General features: G+C 56.0%; 13 protein-coding genes and 1 tRNA gene. 7 read left to right on the top strand and 7 right to left on the bottom strand.

Going from position 1 to position 13,959, the window contains the following annotated elements; genetic code table 11:
- Positions 1-18: 18 nt before the first annotated feature.
- Positions 19-95 (top strand) — tRNA-Met (locus C8N45_RS22405).
- On the opposite strand, the gene C8N45_RS22400 is transcribed toward C8N45_RS22405, so the two are convergent.
- The 5 genes from C8N45_RS22400 to C8N45_RS22380 form a co-directional block, all read right to left on the bottom strand.
- Positions 52-1,692, bottom strand: a complete 1,641-nt coding sequence (locus C8N45_RS22400; RefSeq protein WP_108389199.1) for a recombinase family protein — start codon at positions 1,690-1,692, stop codon at positions 52-54. The genes C8N45_RS22405 and C8N45_RS22400 overlap by 44 nt on opposite strands.
- The gene (locus tag C8N45_RS22395) at positions 1,689-2,732 is read right to left on the bottom strand and encodes a tyrosine-type recombinase/integrase (RefSeq protein WP_108389195.1); all 1,044 of its coding nucleotides are present in this window, start codon (positions 2,730-2,732) and stop codon (positions 1,689-1,691) included. The genes C8N45_RS22400 and C8N45_RS22395 overlap by 4 nt, the downstream gene beginning before the upstream one ends.
- The gene (locus C8N45_RS22390; RefSeq protein ID WP_168769568.1) at positions 2,729-4,432 is read right to left on the bottom strand and encodes a tyrosine-type recombinase/integrase; all 1,704 of its coding nucleotides are present in this window, start codon (positions 4,430-4,432) and stop codon (positions 2,729-2,731) included. Before C8N45_RS22390 ends, C8N45_RS22395 begins: the two co-directional genes overlap by 4 nt.
- Positions 4,433-4,597: 165 nt before the next feature.
- Positions 4,598-4,807 carry a helix-turn-helix domain-containing protein gene (locus C8N45_RS22385; protein ID WP_108389197.1) on the bottom strand — a complete coding sequence of 70 codons (210 nt, stop codon included), beginning with the start codon at positions 4,805-4,807 and terminating at the stop codon, positions 4,598-4,600.
- A gap of 250 nt (positions 4,808-5,057) precedes the next feature.
- On the bottom strand, positions 5,058-5,780 hold the full coding sequence (locus C8N45_RS22380) for a hypothetical protein (RefSeq protein WP_108389191.1): 723 nt from the start codon (positions 5,778-5,780) through the stop codon (positions 5,058-5,060).
- A gap of 961 nt (positions 5,781-6,741) precedes the next feature.
- Between C8N45_RS22380 and C8N45_RS23835 the strand changes: the two genes are divergently transcribed.
- The 3 genes from C8N45_RS23835 to C8N45_RS22365 all read left to right on the top strand — a co-directional run bounded on the left by C8N45_RS23835 (position 6,742) and on the right by C8N45_RS22365 (position 8,291).
- Positions 6,742-7,017, top strand: coding sequence for a hypothetical protein (locus C8N45_RS23835; RefSeq protein WP_245882824.1), 276 nt, complete (start codon positions 6,742-6,744; stop codon positions 7,015-7,017).
- 90 nt (positions 7,018-7,107) lie between these two features.
- On the top strand, positions 7,108-7,641 hold the full coding sequence (locus C8N45_RS23830) for an HNH endonuclease (protein WP_245882823.1): 534 nt from the start codon (positions 7,108-7,110) through the stop codon (positions 7,639-7,641).
- 137 nt (positions 7,642-7,778) lie between these two features.
- Positions 7,779-8,291 (top strand): hypothetical protein, encoded by a 513-nt coding sequence (locus C8N45_RS22365; protein ID WP_108389187.1) that lies wholly within the window; start codon positions 7,779-7,781, stop codon positions 8,289-8,291.
- Positions 8,292-8,530: 239 nt separating this feature from the next.
- Here the strand turns inward: C8N45_RS22365 and C8N45_RS22360 are convergent, their stop codons facing one another.
- A complete protein-coding gene (locus C8N45_RS22360) occupies positions 8,531-9,046 on the bottom strand; it encodes a GNAT family N-acetyltransferase (protein ID WP_168769567.1) in 516 nt (171 codons plus the stop codon).
- Between the two features lie 310 nt (positions 9,047-9,356).
- On the opposite strand from C8N45_RS22360, the gene C8N45_RS22355 reads away from it, so the two are divergent.
- A complete protein-coding gene (locus C8N45_RS22355; RefSeq protein WP_108389183.1) occupies positions 9,357-9,686 on the top strand; it encodes a GYD domain-containing protein in 330 nt (109 codons plus the stop codon).
- Positions 9,687-10,006: 320 nt separating this feature from the next.
- On the top strand, positions 10,007-11,521 hold the full coding sequence (locus tag C8N45_RS22350) for a winged helix-turn-helix domain-containing protein (protein WP_108389181.1): 1,515 nt from the start codon (positions 10,007-10,009) through the stop codon (positions 11,519-11,521).
- A gap of 64 nt (positions 11,522-11,585) precedes the next feature.
- Here the strand turns inward: C8N45_RS22350 and C8N45_RS22345 are convergent, their stop codons facing one another.
- Positions 11,586-11,792: a hypothetical protein gene (locus tag C8N45_RS22345; protein WP_108389179.1), complete on the bottom strand. Its 207-nt coding sequence runs from the start codon at positions 11,790-11,792 to the stop codon at positions 11,586-11,588.
- 713 nt (positions 11,793-12,505) lie between these two features.
- Between C8N45_RS22345 and C8N45_RS22340 the strand changes: the two genes are divergently transcribed.
- A complete protein-coding gene (locus tag C8N45_RS22340) occupies positions 12,506-13,474 on the top strand; it encodes a hypothetical protein (protein WP_108389177.1) in 969 nt (322 codons plus the stop codon).
- Positions 13,475-13,959 lie beyond the last annotated feature (485 nt).

The following is a 13,959-nucleotide window of genomic DNA, read 5'->3' as shown; positions in this document are numbered from 1 at the left end:
TACCTGAGGTGCCTTTGGCGCGGGATGGAGCAGCCCGGTAGCTCGTCAGGCTCATAACCTGAAGGTCGTAGGTTCAAATCCTACTCCCGCAACCACTTTTACCGAACCACTACTAAAAAAGGCTTCGGCCTCTGGTTGGGCCAAGCCCACAAGGGCCGTGATTGCGCCGTCGAGGGTCAAGCGTGTCCCTTCATCGGTCTCGTGGATCGTGACGGCACTGATCAAACCGCGAATTGTCTCCAGTGCCATTGGACGGATCTCCGGATCTGACAACGTCTGGGACAACGCCTCCACTTTGTGACGATAAATCTCGCTCAGTTGCGGGTGCAGCCGTACTGGTGATGGGGCAGGCGATGCAAGCTTTGCGTCTACTACGGCCAGCAGTGTTTCCATATCTTCGAGTTTGGACTTTAATCCTGCCGTGCGGAGCCCATCGGCAATAGCATCGTAGAGCCCATCGAGACGGCGCGTGATCTGGGTGCGTTCGGTTGCGAGCCGTGCGCGAGTCGCACTTTCTTCAGCGCGTCCGGCATTCATCTCGCGGCTAACAGACGCCACAAAAGCCGCTACCGCTTCGGGACGCATCAATCGGTCCCGCAGCAGGTTCAGGACAATCGTTTCCAGTTCGTGCCGCTTGAAGGAGCGTTTTTGCGTGCAGGTGTGCTGTTTGCGCGCGGCGGAGCAGGCAATGTAATCCTTTCCCACAGCGGCAAAGCCGCCACCGCAGCTGCCGCAGCGCAGCAGACCGGTCAATAGGTGCGTCGTGCGCTTCTTTTCCCAGAACCGTGTCTCTCTGATTGCCTGCACGCGTGGTGTGGCGTCGATCTGTTCCTGGCGGTGTTTGACGCGTGCCCAGAGTGCATCGTCCACAATCCGCATCTCCGGCACGTCCGTGATGATCCATTCTTCTTGGGGATTGAGCCGCGAAACCCTTCGGCCTGTTTCCGGATCTTTGATATAGCGCAGCCGATTCCATACCAGCCGACCGATGTAGAGTTCATTGTTGAGCAGACCGGTCCCCCTAATGCGATGGCCACGAATTGCTGTGTCGCGCCACGGTTTGCCCCTGGGGCCCGGGATACCCTCTCCGTTGAGCTTTCTTGCGATGGCTTTGGGTGACAGACCGTCGCTGAACTCTGCGAAGATCCGGCGGATCAGGACGGCCTCATCTTCGTTAATGGTCCGTTCGCCTGTCACGGGCATACCGTCCGGTCCAAGGCGGCGCACGACGTCATAGCCGTAGCTGTTGCCACCACCCGAGCGCCCGGCCTCAACGCGCCCACGTAGGCCGCGACGGGTTTTGGCGGCGAGGTCCTTGAGGAAGAGCTGGTTCATTGTCCCCTTGAGGCCGACGTGCAACTCGCTGATCTCGCCCTCTGATAATGTGACAATCTTCACCCCGCGAAAACTCAGTCGCTTGAAGAGTGTTGCTACGTCTGCCTGGTCGCGGCTGAGCCGGTCGAGGGCTTCAGCAATAATGATTTCGAAGTTGCCACGGCTTGCCTCGTCCATCAGGCGCTGAATGCCGGGGCGTTGCATGCTGGCGCCAGACACTGCCATGTCGGAGAAGATGTCAGAAACTGTCCAGCCTTCTCGTTCTGCCCGTTCGCGGCAGATGCGCACTTGATCTTCGATCGACGCTTCGCTTTGCATCTGTGATGAGAACCGCGCGTAAATGGCGACTTTGGTCATGGCCGGTCTCCTTTGAGGCGCTTAATCAGGGACGCATAGTCTCGTCCGGCATCGATGGTTTGCGCGTGAATGTAATGGCGCTCGGCGGTCTTGAACCCCGAATGTGCCAGAACCGGTCGGATCAGTCGCGCACTTTGTGCTGAACTCCGCGCTAACGTCGTCGCGGCTGCATCGCGGAAGAAATGTGGTGGCACGCGTATGCCGGTCATTTGGAGTGTCAGTTTGCCGACACGGCTGCCAATATAGTTTGGGGTCATGATCTCCCCTTTTTTGCCGACCCAGAGAACATTGTGGCTTTGGCCGCCGCGAGCAAGAAGGGCAGGGCGCACCTCGTTGATGTAGTGGCGCAAAACGGGTTCAACCTGGCCCGGAACGATGACCTCCCAGGGCACGCCTGTCTTGGTCATGTCGGGCGCAAGCGAAATCATGATCTGAGTGGCGCTGACGTGAACCGATTGACCGAGAGCAAGCTCACAGAAGGAACGGCGGCGGATCGGCAGCACGGACAGCAAGGCAATCATTGTGCCGTCCCGCTGGCGCTTCAATCGCTCAAGTGGTGTGACGGCTTCGTCGGCGTAGAGACCAGCATGGCGCAGTCCAGCCGCGAGCAAAACTGCACTGCACAAAATGCGCCCGTTTTTGCGCGCTGGATCTCCACGGCCCGCAGCGCGCTTCAAGCCCGCGAGAAGGCGACGCTGCACTGTCCAGTCCTGTTCAGGCGCAAATTCTCTGAGAACGCGCAGGACCCCATCAACGAACATCAGGCGTGACATGGGCTTGGTATGATTGAGGCCCTCCAGCCAGGACTGAAGGCGCAGCATCGTCGCTCGCTCTGGTGGTGGTGCCAATAGTGCCTTGGGATCTGTATCGGATAGCCATTTGATCCAGCGGCCGTAGCGTACCTCCAAGGTGTTGCGCGAGGTCTGACGCAGGTGTGCAAGGCCCCCCGGATCATCAAGTGGCCCTGCTTCTCGGCAGAGTGCCTCCCACATCTCGCGGTCTGAACGGGGCCATTTGGTACGAGGGAGAACAAGGCTCATGTGTTCCGCCCTTTCTTGGTCTCGATCAGATCGGCAAACGCACGGGTTGCCGACTTTACCTCAAGGCCGGAATACAGGCTGATGGTCCTGCTGACTTCGGAATGGCCGAGCAGGCGGCGGGCGACCTCGTAGCCACCTGGATTGGCGTCGAGCCAGTTCATTACGGCGAGATGGCGAAATAGATGAGCGTTCACTTCAAGACCTGTTTGTTTGCGGACGCGTTTGGCGATCCGTGAAGACAGTTGGCTGGGTTCGACAGGTGCCGCAACGTCGCGCCTTGGGAAAAGCCATTGGGTCCCACGCGGGCACATCATCGGGCTGCGCGTTGCCAGATGCTGATCAATCATGCGGATCAAATCCTTGGGGAACTCGAACTCAAGCGGGCGTTCATTTTTGACCTCGTCGTCGACCAAGACCAAGTAGGCGCGCCCATCACCGGGGCGCTGGATGTGGCGCTCCAGATGAATCCCCGCAAGGTTCTTGATGCGGACCGGACAGATGAGCAGAATAGCAATCGCCACCGCATCTTCGCGTGCCAGTGCTTTGGTGTAGGCGTTTGCCTTGCCTTTGGGCGGATGTGTGAACAGCCGGTCTGGCATGTTCAATAGACGTCGCATGCGTTCGTCGTTCTGCAGCACCCGCAAACGGTCCCGGTTCTTCTTGGTCATTCCGCGTTGAGGAGGAACGGCGAGACGTTTTGCCAAGCGGTCCAGCCCGATCTGGGTCTCGGCGGGCTGCCCTGAGACCCTGCTAAAGTTCCGCAAGCGTAATGCAATTTCCGCAATCACGGCGTTGGATTGGTTGCTGCTGCGCGACAGCATTTGACGTAGGCCACGCTCGGCGATGTCGGGCTGCAGCAAAACTGCCAGGTTCTGAATCTGTGCTATCGGCACACCTGAATGGACAACTTCGGAGGCGAAGCGGATCAACTGACGGCGATACTGGGCAATTGAAGCGGGCCGCAAGGCACGATGGCGCCCGTCTTCCGCCAGCGGGTCTGGCGTGGCGAAATCGGACATCAGCGCATCCACATCCTGAATGAAACTGACCGGAAATGCGTCCTCTGGCAGCTTGATAACTTTCTGGCGGCTCTCCAACGAAAGGCGCGTCTTGGGCCAATCCGGTACCCGATCAGTGGCAAGGTTCCAGCCGTTTACTGCTGCGCGATAGGATACCTGTGGCGATTTGCTGATCTCGTTGCAAGTCACCGCCTCCAGATAACAGAGTGCATGTGCATTCCGCACCTTCTGGGGGCTCACACCTTGATTGCTGAGGAAATGAACAAAGCGACACAAAGGGGGTTGGAGGGTTTTGTCGTGGGTGGCGAGAAGGCTGGTCCAAAGCGTTTGCCATTCCGGTGCCAGGTCTGTGACCCGATTGAAGCGCCGCTCAACGATACCGACATGGGCCATGGCGGAACGCGCATTGCTGACGGCGTTTTGCCAGGTCTTGGTGCTTAGCCCGCGTGCTGCGGGAGAAATTTTAGTAAGGCGTGGCTGCAACCAGCGACCGTGACAAGGCACGTCCTGCGGTGGCCGGTCCAGGGCTTTGGCAACTTGGCGCAAGCCAGAGATCATATCCCTGCGGCGTGTGCTCTTGAGGCTGTTGTCTTCGCCCAGCTTTGCGATCAGGTCTGCAAACATAGGTATATCCTTCGGGACGAAGGCTTGGTCGAGGTCGATCGGGGCAAAACGGGTCATCGGGAAAAGCTCCTTGGGGCAGGTTTGGTCTCGGGTGGACAGGGCGGGACAGGGTGTCTGATTCGGGTCAACATATACCCTATAACTTCGCCAGTTCTGGTGAGCGCCTCTTCCCGAGGTGGGCATAAAGCATTGACATATATGGACATTAATGGACACGGCGCCCTACCAGTTCTGCGCCTGGCGGTATGCCGCATGCGCCGCTGGATCGATGCGCAGTAAGCGTCCGCCGGGGCCGACGCGGAGGGCCTCCAACAGCCCTGCTGCGATCGCACGGCGCACCGTCTTCTCCGAACAGTTGTCGAGTTCGGCGACTTGGCGCACCGTCAGCAGGGTGCGGGGCTTATTGCTCGTCTTGTTTATCTGGGATGGCATCGGGCCTCTCCTTTGGGTCAGACGCGTCCACCGCCAGTTCCCGCGCGGCTTGACGCGCAAACAGATCGACCAACCGCAAAACAGCAGTATCGATCTGCGCGTCAGCAGACTCATCAGAGTGGGAAGGGGCGGGGGCGCGTGTCATGGCATGACCATGCGCACACGCCGTTAGATTTTAGAAAGTGTCACAGGACAAAAAAAGTTGGCCAAATATCCAGCAGCTCCAATGTTGGAACTTTTCTATTATAGATCAAAGGTCTGAAGGCTTGACCCCTCGATTGAATGCATCGATCTCGCGTTTGACAGCTTCACCATTATGGCGAGTGGGCGGATCAGACAGGCAGAAGATGACGTCCCTCACGAACTCAATTAGAGGGCCTGTTCGCTCTTCCAAAATATTGTCAGTCGTGTAAGTGACACTGCGTCCAAGATCGAGCCAAAGGTTAAAAAGAGTCACGCATAGAATTGTGCGGCGCATATCGACTGCTTTGTTGCCGTCTGGTGTTGCTAGAAATCGTGCTAAGTCTTCGCTCTCTGCTGCATTGAAAAAACGTCTGCATTCGTCTATGGCACAAACCGCGTTTTCAAATTCTTCGCGATAGCGGTCGGCCGGATTTGGCATTCCTGCATGTGCGAACGGATTGGAAAAGCCTACGTCATCCAGTATGCGGAGAGCCTTTTGCAGTTTGCCGTCGGCTATTGCCATCAATCTACTGATTTCCGCCAGTTTTACTTTTCCAACTCGCCGCCGTTCTAAAAAAAGTTCAGGCTGCGATAGAACCATTTCTTTAAGAAACGCAGATCTCAGTCTAACTGACGCTTGACGCAGAGCTTGCTCTTTTACGTCGTGCTTGAGAGCGAGCCTTTGAATGTCAGCTTCATCAAGTAATGTCCCATGTATAACATGGTCATCAATGAGCTTCCAATTTACCGTATCCCGCGTGACAGTTCGTGGCCCCCGGCGTACGGTCATAGAATTTGTTCTCCAAGTCGCGCTGCTGGCTTGATTTGCCACATGCCTTTGATTCATGTGAGACCGCAGACCGATAGATTATTGTAAATTGGAGCACAGGTCGATTGCGAGGTATTGCTGCCCTATTCGCGCAAGCTTAGCGACGACCCGTTTCAAGTCAATGAGCCAATCGCCCACAGTGTTGACCGCACTTTGCCAGGCGCAGTCAAAATGCGATGATTCAGCGATTTGGCCCAGTCAAAGGTGCCATCTCCCGCCCCAACCGATCTATCCCAAACTGCACTAAGCGCAGTCTTTATTAATGAACAGAGTTCGTCTTTTATTGGGACCTATAATCCATATACCCTACACCATATACCATATACTTATCTGCAGAACTTACCCACCCACCCGACCCCACCCTGCGCCGACGCGGCTCCTGCTGGCCCGCGCAGAAACACGACTACGAAACCCACCGGCCGGTAAAATCGATGCCAAGGCGCGAAATCACGGATCGGGGACCGAAGCGGCTATCATGGCCAAGGCGGGGCAGGTGCAAAGCCTGCGGGAAAGCGGCTGGCCACCGGAAAAAGGCATCGTGTGGATACGGACCTGAAATCGAAGGGCCTTCCCCTGTACATCGGGGGGAAGGAGCGGGGGCCGGATATTGTCTGATGAAAACCCCACCCCTGCGTTGATTACTTGTGATGGTGATCATAGTCCAAACCATCCAATATGTCGTGGATGGACGCGGACCACTTCGTTCCGTCATTGATAATTTGTACCTTGCTTTGAAGCTGACCTAGGCTGTTGAAATCACCGTGGGCTACATTATGGCGTTGCTGGTAGATGAAGACAGCCATAGTGCCAGATGCCATGCTCCCCATTGTGTTTACTGCGTTTGTCCAAAGAACAGTCCCTTTGTTCTTCCGCATTTTTTCCCGCTTGGCGGCCGGCGACTTTCCGGGCATGATTCACTAGCATGGCATTTGGCATTTTCATCCACCGCACAGATTCAATCTATGATGACGTCCCTTCGGAACGATACCAGTTTCCGAAGCAATACCTGTCGCGCGCGCAGCACTGTGAAGGTGACTGGATTGTCTACCTCGAACCCAGAAAGGTCAGGAATACCAAGGGCTACTTCGCTGTGGCGAAAGTACAAGAGATCATCGCCGATCCAAGAAACACCGACATGCACTTGGCCATCATCGAGCCCGGAACCTACCTCGACTTTGGTGATCCGGTCCCTTTTTGAGATGCTGACGACGTTCTTGAGCAGGGCCTACTGAACGACAACGGAAAAATCTCCGGCCGTGCCCAAGCCGCAGTACGGGCACTTTCTCCGATGGACTTCGCCCGGATTGTCGAACGTGGCCTGGGACAAGATCATGATATTCTGCCCCGGGTTGATCAAGCCAAGCAGTCTGGCGGTTTTCAGGATACGCATGCGCCGTTCGAGCATCTATCAGCTCGTGATCGTGTTAATCAGCTGACCAACCGCATTGTCCGCGATCGCAACTTCAGAAAAAATGTGCTCCGTGCCTACGGTGAACGCTGTGCCATTACGGGGTTGCGCCTTATCAATGGGGGCGGACGGGCTGAGGCTGAGGCTGCGCATATTAGACCTGTAGAGCATAATGGTCCCGACATCGTGAGCAACGGGCTCGCGTTATCAGGAACCGCCCACTGGATGTTTGATCGCGGTCTGGTAGGGCTGGCCGAAGATCTGACCATACTCGTTTCTCGGCAAAGCAATGACATGGATGCCGTAAAGGGTCTGATCAATGGGTCAGGCAAACTCTGTGTTCCCGAACGTCCAGCAAACCGGCCAAGGCCGGAGTTTCTGACTTGGCACAGAGAAAACTGCTTTAAGCATTAGGGGGAGGCCTCACCGGCCATTCGTCACCACAGCGCAGCCTTGCGCGAGCGGACATAAGGCTGCCGTACAGCCCCAATCGTCCCTACCAACGACGCTCGGTTAGGCTATTGGAGGAATAACACTTAGGAGCACGAAAATTGACAGTCTCACAAACCCTACCGGAACTGGTTCACGCTGCGCAGATTACAGCAAAGTCTTCCCAAGAGCGGATTTCAGAAATTTTGAAACTTGCCGAGGGTCAAACCCTGTCGACTGCGCAAATCGAAGGGATGACATCCGAAACGCGCGCGATTGAATTGGCCGCAGTGGATATTTTCGCGGTGTTTGAAGCACGCATGCAGCGCCATTTCAAACGTGGCCCGCTATCGCGTAAAGCAAAAGAAGCGCTCTTGGCTGCCGGGAATGCCCATCTCGCGGATAGACTTCACCAGTACTATCTTGCGATCAATGTATTGAAGCATGGGACGGGCGCGAGCTATCGCGAACTGCTGAACAACAAAAGCACGCTCATCGTTGTGATACGTACGGCCGATACAGCTGACAAATCCCAAGACGTGCCCACAACTTTGGTTGATGTCACGGCCCCGCACTTCTTTGAGGGGTTGTCAGAGACCATCCTTGAGGCCAGCCATTTCTTAGAGAATAGATGAGGTCCGCAGTCATTAAACGGCCCATTGCGGACATTGGCCATGGGTAGCTGTCGCTGCGGTGCGGCCCGTCAGACCCGCCATTCGCTGCATGAGCAAAATCTTGGATGCTGCGGACTGGTAGTGTGCGGACGAAGCCGTCGTTTGACGTTCTAGGCCAAATGTCTGCTATCGGCTCAAAACTAGACCGTCATGACAATAGCAGCGAACGGCAGCAAGGAATCCAAGGCGCAACCTCAAAATCAGGGGAGATCGTACTGCATGTAGATAAAGTAGTCGGCAACCTCGATTGGGTCCGAGCATTCTGGAAAGCGATCAATGAAACGGAACCCAATCTTTTCGTAGATCCGAAGCATATCCTGATTGCCTCGGATTGCATTTACCAAGAGCGTTTTCCAACCCATCTCCCGCGCAGCGTCTATCCTAGCCTCAACGAGGGCCCGCCCAAGTCCATGGCCATTTGCTTCTGGGCGCACATAAAGCCGCTTCAACTCACCTGCATCTGGGCGCGCTTGTTGAAGAGTTGCGCATCCTACCAGTTTCCCTCGCGCGTCATTCACCAACATCAGTCTGCCTGTTGGCGGAAGGAATTTGTGCAGATTGGGCCAGAAGGACGCCTTCAAATCTTCAGGAGAATAGAGTGGTGGCCCCCCAGCTGCCACGAACTTCTTAACGATCACGCCATAATATTCGAGCAAGAGGGCATCAAGCGCTGGCTTGTCGCTGACCACCGTTACAGAGTTGATTGAGAACGACAACGCCACACCTCCAGGCTAGATGTGGATAAATGCTAGCGTCATCATGTGTTATCTTCAAAGAAAATAGCAACAGATAGCTCTCGTGTCTTGTTGGCCTGTTCCGAGAGAATCCACTTTACAATGCTGATGCCGCAATATGTCCCGATGTATGGCCGCTATGCGGACAAAACCGACTTTCCGCGGGTTGTAGGGATTTTCAATCAGACGTGTTAGACTTTGATGCTGCCTTAGCTTTTTCAAAGCTGCGGCAGTTTCGAAGGGAGGGCATTCCCCAAGTGGAATGCCGAGTTAAGTTTCACGGGAGGAACACATGGCTACTTTTATCATTACCGGAAATTACACGGTTCAGGCGATACAGGGGATGATTGCGAACCCGTCGGATAGGGCCGCTGCCGTCGCGCCGTTGGTTGAGGCCGTAGGCGGTAAGTTGCTGTCCTATTATGCGACAACTGGTGAGACAGATTTTCTGATGATCTGCGAGGCGGCTGACGGGGAAGATATTATCCCCGCACTGATGGTCGCAGGCGCGTCTGGAACCGTGTCGAATTTGAAAACGGTTAGGGCGTATTCCAGCGCCGACTTGATGGCCTCGCAAAAGAAAGCGGCCGGGATTGCTGCTAAGTTCAAACCGGCTGGTTAAGACGGTTAGGCAGATTTGAGATAACCAACGCTCGGGCATCGTCCGGGCGTCATTCGCTGCATGGCTCATCAAGGTCTGCTCTGCGGACGGAGCTGCCGCTCGAGACGACCGTGCCAATGGCTGCTAACAGGAATTTCATTGACTTAGATAGAGGAACACAAACTTTAGACAAACGATTGCCGCTCAGTATTTGACATGCCTAACGATGCCGTGAAGTGATAATTAGAGGCTCGTTGTGCGCCGCCGATGGTCGGATGACATGACTTGGAAATAATGCTGAACACGGTAGGCTGCATTTACAGACCTAGACTGGTGCCCAGATGACAAAATCGACCCGCCCTTTTTCGCTGGAAGCCAAGACGCGCGAATTGCATGTCGACGGTAACCTTGTACCTTTAGGGGCCCGTGCATTTGACGTTTTGGCCTTTCTTGCGACCCACAAAGATCGTGTTGTTTCAAAACAGGAGCTTTTGGAGACAGTTTGGGGCGGCCTTGCCGTCGAGGAGGGCAATCTTTCGGTCCAAATCTCAACCTTGCGCAAGCTGCTTGGCGCGGGCGCGATTGCCACGGTGCCCGGGGTTGGATACAAGCTGACAGCTGGCGATGGCCCTGCGCAGGTCGCGCCAGGCCCAGACCTACCCGACATTCCGTCACTCGCTGTGCTGCCATTTGCCAACCTAACAGGACAGGCATCTCAGGATTATCTTGTCGACGGCATCGTCACGGAATTGATTGGTGCGCTTAGCAAAATCTCGGGTCTTTTTACCATCGCCGCCACATCAAGCTTTGCCTACAAAGGCCACGCCGTGCACCTGCCGGATGTTGGTCAGGAATTGGGTGTGCGATATGTCCTAGAGGGCTCAATCCAGCAATCGGGTCAGACCCTGCGCATTTCGCTGCTATTAGTAGAGGCCGTGACAGGCCGTGCCATTTGGTCAGAACGGTTCGCTGGCACCCTTGACGAGATATTCGAACTCCAAGACCGCTTAACCGAAAACGTCGCCGCCGCGATTGAACCGACCTTGCGATCTGCCGAAGCTATTCGAAGCCGCGAAAAACCGCGAAACGATTTGCGGGCTTATGACCTTTGCCTACAAGTTGAACCCATCATCCGCGAGACGTCAAAGCCAGCGGATTTCGCGTGCGCGTTCGGCTTATTGGATCAGGCTGTGGCACTTGACCCTGACTATGCCTATGCAAAGGCGCTGCGGTGCTGGGCTTATACGGGAGCCTGCGCCGGGCGGTTCATTTCGGTCAAGGAAGCTGCGCATATCCTGCCTGACGCCTATGGATTGCTAGATAGTGGCACCAACGATGCGGCGACACTGACATATGCGGCCCACACGGTCGCGTATCTCGATAAGGGAGCCGAAATCGGTCTTGTTGCCATCCGCAAAGCTAAGTCGCTGAATCCGAATTCCGTTTCGACGCTGTGTTCTTCTGGCTGGATACATGCCTATCTCGGACAGTTTGAAACCGCGCTTGTGGATATCGAACGGGCTTTGCGTCTTAATCCGCTGGACCCCAGCTATGGGTTTGGCCGTAGCGCATTTGGAATAATCATGTTGGGTCTTGGCCGTACTGACGACGCCATCAACATGCTCGAGCAATCCTATTTTGAAGCTCCGACATATGGCTCGACAGTGTTCTCGCTTTTATGCGGTTACTGGCGGGCAGGACGATTGGACGATGCAGAACGCATGGGACGCGAATTATTGCAGATTAATTCGAAAATGACCCTGCGCTACACGTTGGAGTCAACGCCATTTAAGTACCCGCCACTTCTTCAACTTTTCAAAGATGCGATGCCAGCCTGTGGCATCCCAGAGGGCTGAGGCCAAAAATAAACTACGGCATTCGGATTTGTCGTTGAATGGTCGCAGATTGCCGGACCGCGCATTAGCGTAACAAATTGTCCGTCGCGCGACGGGCGGCTTCACGGCGCGCGATCTTTGTAAGGACATGTTCGGAGTTTGGGGCTTTAGGCGTGAAGATGACATAGACCTGATTTACCAATTGCCAGATTATTGCGACGGCAGCGCGAAGAACAGTTGATGTATGATCTGTGCGGCCTTGAATATCGGTGTTGGTGTTAAATGTTGTCATGGGTTTGGCTCCTGTTTGCGTCGCGATGACGCGGTTGAACCAAATGTGCCTATTATGGTCTTAAACGTCCTTTAGCTGGGCCTTAAACGTTCTTAAGCGGTATTAATCCGTCGGTCTTTTTGCCGTGAGAGCAATTGTAGCGCCTGCGAAAGGAGCAAAAGCAGACTTCTATTTAGGGTGCAGCATTATGCAGAATGGGCTCGAAGCCGACCTGCGGCGGCGCAGCACCCAGTTTCTTGTTCTGGCCCGCCTCCAACCGGTTTCCAGAGCCCCTCGGTTGACCGCTCCCAGCCCTTCCGCGACATTCGTACCTGGCGCGGCATCACGCGCTGCTTCGACGCTAAAAGCGCGAACCGGGCCTCCGCTGCGCTCCAGACGAAGGACCGCTTTGCGGTGCGGTTTCAATGGGCGGTCGTTCACCCATCCATGGCCGATTAGGATGCAGCTTATAGATCATGAGAGCGCGAGAGCGCGCGCTGATCGTCTTCGTTTGTCCGCCCTGCCTTTGCAAGAAATGCTCTGGGGGGAGCGCCCGTGAAATCAAAGCCCATCGTCCAGGCGACCTGTTCTGAAGGCTCCACCTGATCTCATCTGTGCAATGAAGCCTCGATCGGTCTCGTTTTGCGATTGCAGTTGGGCTAATCGTTTTTATTGTGCTACATATTTGCTCAGAGGCGCCTATTCCTTGTGCGCGCCGCCGCGGAGGACGAACCATGCGACACACGGACGTCCTGCGGCGGAACAGTTTCGAGATTCAGTTCTGGGGTTACGAGATTGGCAACGTCATCGCGTCGATGACCGGGGCGGGTGGGGTGCGCGCCTTCTTCATGGACCTCCGCGAGGCGTGGATCGAGTCGGGGAAGTCTGTGTGGCAATCCAGCCTCTGGCTGGCACAGCACTTTCCCGAAACCTTTGCTACTATCGGCGTGATCATGTTGGTCATTCTCGCGAGCCCCGTTGCAAAGCTTGCAGGCCGGGTGGGCGGAAACGGAGCTTCAGATGCGGTAAACATCTGTGCTGTCCCATTGGCGCTGGCGCTTTTGGTGTATGCGGCTTCGCATTCAGCCAGCCTTTTCACCATTGCCGCCTGCAGCTTTGTCGCGGGGTCCTCGTTGCTGCGGGGTGCAGCAGCGTTTCCGATGTTCCTCAAGATCGGCGGATTATTTCTCGGCCTCGGAGGTCTCGTGCTGGGCGTTGGCGGCGCCATGGTCCTCTCGTCCGGGACTTTCGGCGATGGTTCGGTTGCGCTTGCCCTCGGCGTCACGACGGCCCTGACAGGCGCCTACGTTGCGGGGGCGGGGTTGCTGACTTACATCGGTGGCATAGGCGCATGCAGCGTGGCACCGGGCGAAGCATCCGACCGCCTTGTCATTCGTCTGGCCCAGTCGACCGGCCCCATCGGTCGGGTGCTCGAACGATGGGGCGATCCGCTCGTGTCCGGAATGGTTCGTCGCTACGTCTGGCCGTCGCTTTTCTGGGTAGACCCGCTCACGAGGAAGCGCTTTCCTTTTTGGACGAGCATGTTGGCCAGATTGCCTTGGCGGTTTGCTACGGCGGCTCTGGCGCTGGCCACGGGCACGGAAGCGGGGGTTTGGTTCGCGGTCGCGAATGCGCTTTGGGCAATCGGCGATGTCGCAATCGGAGTTCTGGATTCCGAGGACAGGGCGGCTGTTGCCGTCTAATACGCCTTCATGCTCCACAGAAACAGCGCAAACCCGCGGGCAGGCAGCTGTCGAGAGCGCGCTTCGAATGCAAGACCGAACTGCGGCGGCGCAGGGGCGGTCGAACAAACTGAGGCTCTGATTGGGGCACTCGCAGCCCCGATCGGACCTTGATGCCGTCGCTAGCGAATGACCGGAACGGCCGGGTCGCGCCATCGTAACCTGCTCGGCGACACGAACTTTGCAGACGCCGCTTCCTGCGCATTGCTGACCTTGGCAGCTGGTGCAGCATGGTGGGGCGTTGAGCCTGAGCCCTGAATGTCCGCTTTCACGTGTTGGCCAGTGTGCCTTCGCAGGTGCAGCGAATTCACACTTTCCGCCGATTCTGTTGAAAAACACCTATTCGCGAGCGCAGAAATAGCTGTTCCAAATCTGGCGCGGGCACCTTTCCTATCACGCTTTGCGCGTTTGCTGCGGTGCAGGAAAGATCTTGGCTAGTTTGCGGA

The organism is Yoonia sediminilitoris (genome assembly GCF_003058085.1).
In the GTDB taxonomy this organism is placed as follows: domain Bacteria; phylum Pseudomonadota; class Alphaproteobacteria; order Rhodobacterales; family Rhodobacteraceae; genus Yoonia; species Yoonia sediminilitoris.
Note: the sequence above shows the minus strand (reverse complement) of the source record. Positions and strands in the feature narration are given on the sequence as shown.

Bases quoted from the DNA above. Each gene is read 5' to 3' on its own strand.
- C8N45_RS22340 (WP_108389177.1), top strand. From the start codon at position 12,506: ATGCGACACACGGACGTCCTGCGGCGGAACAGTTTCGAGATTCAGTTC.
- C8N45_RS22380 (WP_108389191.1), bottom strand. From the start codon at position 5,780: ATGACCGTACGCCGGGGGCCACGAACTGTCACGCGGGATACGGTAAAT.
- C8N45_RS22385 (WP_108389197.1), bottom strand. From the start codon at position 4,807: ATGCCATCCCAGATAAACAAGACGAGCAATAAGCCCCGCACCCTGCTG.
- C8N45_RS22350 (WP_108389181.1), top strand. From the start codon at position 10,007: ATGACAAAATCGACCCGCCCTTTTTCGCTGGAAGCCAAGACGCGCGAA.
- C8N45_RS22390 (WP_168769568.1), bottom strand. From the start codon at position 4,432: ATGACCCGTTTTGCCCCGATCGACCTCGACCAAGCCTTCGTCCCGAAG.
- C8N45_RS22355 (WP_108389183.1), top strand. From the start codon at position 9,357: ATGGCTACTTTTATCATTACCGGAAATTACACGGTTCAGGCGATACAG.
- C8N45_RS22395 (WP_108389195.1), bottom strand. From the start codon at position 2,732: ATGAGCCTTGTTCTCCCTCGTACCAAATGGCCCCGTTCAGACCGCGAG.
- C8N45_RS23830 (WP_245882823.1), top strand. From the start codon at position 7,108: ATGGACTTCGCCCGGATTGTCGAACGTGGCCTGGGACAAGATCATGAT.
- C8N45_RS22400 (WP_108389199.1), bottom strand. From the start codon at position 1,692: ATGACCAAAGTCGCCATTTACGCGCGGTTCTCATCACAGATGCAAAGC.
- C8N45_RS23835 (WP_245882824.1), top strand. From the start codon at position 6,742: ATGGCATTTGGCATTTTCATCCACCGCACAGATTCAATCTATGATGAC.
- C8N45_RS22345 (WP_108389179.1), bottom strand. From the start codon at position 11,792: ATGACAACATTTAACACCAACACCGATATTCAAGGCCGCACAGATCAT.